The organism is Streptomyces sp. NPDC037288, from assembly GCF_055603265.1.
In genome coordinates this window covers 1-2,824 of the sequence record NZ_JBVJVY010000176.1, presented here as the reverse complement: position 1 = coordinate 2,824, position 2,824 = coordinate 1, and the positions used below count along the sequence as shown (strand labels likewise).

The 2,824-nt window shown below is 63.1% G+C and carries 1 pseudogene; it reads left to right on the top strand.

Annotated features, from left to right (window positions below):
* Positions 1-935: 935 nt before the first annotated feature.
* Positions 936-2,824: pseudogene (locus ACZ7GZ_RS42945) on the top strand (SdrD B-like domain-containing protein); the annotation flags it as partial.

Below are 2,824 nucleotides of genomic sequence, written 5' to 3'. Positions count from 1 at the left end.
GTCAGGTCGAAGTCCTTGGCCACCTGGCCGACCGAGCGGTCACCGCGTCGGCACAGCTCGACGATCTCGGCCTTGAACTCCGGCGTGAACGAACGGCGAGGCCAAGGCTTCTTCTTCCTCATGCTCTCCATGATGGACATCCTCCCGGGGCCGAACCCCTGATCGCGGATGTCCGCCAAAGCGGATCAAGCCCACCGGATCGAGTGGGACGCCGGCGAGGTCCTCGACGATGTGCGGAGCTACGTGGTCGAGCACCTCGGCTACCAGGACGCCGTCCGTCCGTCGGAGTGGCCCAGCCCTTGGATTGAGTGTTTGTCCCGTCCAGGTATCGCCTCTTGCCAGCAATACCTGATCACCCGGCCGCAACATGATGCTCGACGCCTTGGCGAGCGTTCGCCAAGGCGCCTTGGGGCTTGTGCCGGCTTTCGTGTCATTGCCCGCGTCGGCGCTGACGTATTAGCTCTTCCCAGAGGTGACAGCTGGCTGGGAGGCGGCCCACCCCAGCAGCCGCGCTCGTGATCACACAGCTCGGCATCACACAGCAAAACGTGGCAAGAGCGACCAGTAATCGCCGCACACAGGCTCTTCGATTCTTCATGGATTCTTCGTCCTTCCTCCTCGTCCCAACCGGAAACCTGGCGCACGGTCAGTGGCTACGCGGAATACCTGAACCAAGATTTATTCCCCGTATGACTGACAATCGCTCAGGGAAGGTGCTCAACGACCTCATCCGGGACGTCGAGCATTATTCGGTGGGGGGTCCACAGGGCCTCTGCGTCGAGGTGTTGGTGACTGAGATACCGCGACCACAGGGTGGGAGGCGTTCACGCATTCAGCTCATCCGTCCGTCACATAAGCATGCGGCGACCCTCCTCACAGGTGTGTCTGATCCTCGTAAAGGATCATTCCGCATTCAATTGAGTGAAGGGTTTGGTATGGAGCAGCGGCAGCGCCGGCGTTGGGCCGGTGGGTTGTCTTTGGGGTTGTCGGCGGCGTTATCGGTGTCGATGGGGGTGGCGGGGTTCGCTGGGTTGGTGTCGCCGGCGTTTGCCGATTCGGGGGATGGCAGTGCGACGGTTCGTGTGGTGCGGGAGGTGAATGCGAACGGGAAGTGGGATCAGGGGCTGGAGCCGGGCTGGTCCGGGGTGACGGTGGTGTTGACCGATGATGCGGGGCGGTCGGTCACTGGGGTCACGCAGGCGGACGGCACGGTGAAGCTGTCGCCGGGTACGAGCCTGAGCGGTGGCAAGTACCGGGTCGAGGTGAAGAGCCCGGATTCGAAGGTGTACTTCCCGGGGGCTGCTTCTCCGCGAACGGATCTGACCGACCCGACGGTGTTGTCGTCGAATGTGGAGTTCGTCGACCTGTCGGGTGGCAAGAACGTTGAGGTCACGACGTCGTTCTGGAGTCCTGAGGACTACTGCCAGAAGAACGCCACCCTGGTCACTGCCTGCATGAACCCGTCGATTCCGCCATCGAGTGCTGCGCCGGACAGCAAGCGCACGCTGACATCGTTTCCGTATGATGCGCGTGGCAGCTACAACCAGCTGACGGATCTGGCAAACAACGGCCAGACCGGTACGGTGTGGGGCATCGGTTACAACAAGGTGACGAAGCAGATTTTCTCTGCGGCGTATGCGAAGCGGGGCACGAAGTACGGCCCTGGCGGGGCTGGCGCGATTTACCGTACGAACCCGGTGACGAAGCAGACGGCGCTGTTCACCCGGGTTCCCAACCCTGGTACGACCGCGCATCAGCCGGGTGTCCGGCTGGATGAGGCGTTCGGTCCGGTGGTGGGCAAGGAGTCGCTGGGTGACCTGGATGTCAGCCCGGACGGCAAGGACCTGTACGTCGTCAACCTGCACGACCGCAGGCTCTACCGCTACGACGCGATGCAGTCCACTGCGGCTGCTCCGAAGGCGTCGTATGCCATTGCGAACCCGGGATGTGCTGCGGACGGTGACTGGCGGCCATCCGGTCTGGGTATCCAGGACGGCAAGGTGTACGTCGGTGGTGTGTGCTCGGCGCAGTCCACTGCTAACAAGGCTGACATGCGGGCGGTCGTGAAGGTGTTCGACCCCGTCACGGGCCAGTTCACCGGGACCGTCATGGACCAGCCGCTGAATTATCCCCGGATGGCGGCATATTACGGCGACAATGCGTGCTTTGGGCCCACTTGGTACCCGTGGAGTAATGTCCGTCCCACCACTCAGGACGGCCACCCCTGCACCCACAGCAGCATCGAGAACCCCGAGCCGACGCTGTCCGACATCGTCTTTGAGACCAACGGTGACATGGTCGTCGGTTTCGGTGACCGCTTCTCCGACCGTACTGGCTGGCGTCTGCCCGCCACGTCGGCTAGCCGGGCAACGACCACGTTTGAGGGTGGTGACATCAACCGGGCCTGCCGTGGTGGGAACCACATGTTCGTCCTGGACGGAAACGGCGGCTGCAAGAACAACGCCACCACAGCGAACAATGGTGGGCATGCCGAACCCGGCGTGAAGGAGTTCTACCCGGGTGACTGGGCTGCCGCCCCGCACCGGGAGATCAGTGAGGGCGGTCTGGCCCTTTCCAAGGTGGAGACGACCATCCCCTTCACGGCGATGGACCCCACCGATGCCACGGGCAGCGGTGTGCGGTGGGTCGACCGCACCACGGGCACCCGGTCAGGACCGGGTGTTTTCAGCAGGCCGGACAGCAGCAGCGGCAACTACCTGAACGAGGACTTCGGTAAGTCGCGTGGTATCGGTGACCTGGAAGTGTTGTGTGATCAGGCGCCGTTGCAGATCGGTAACCGGGTGTGGCAGGACACCAACGAGAA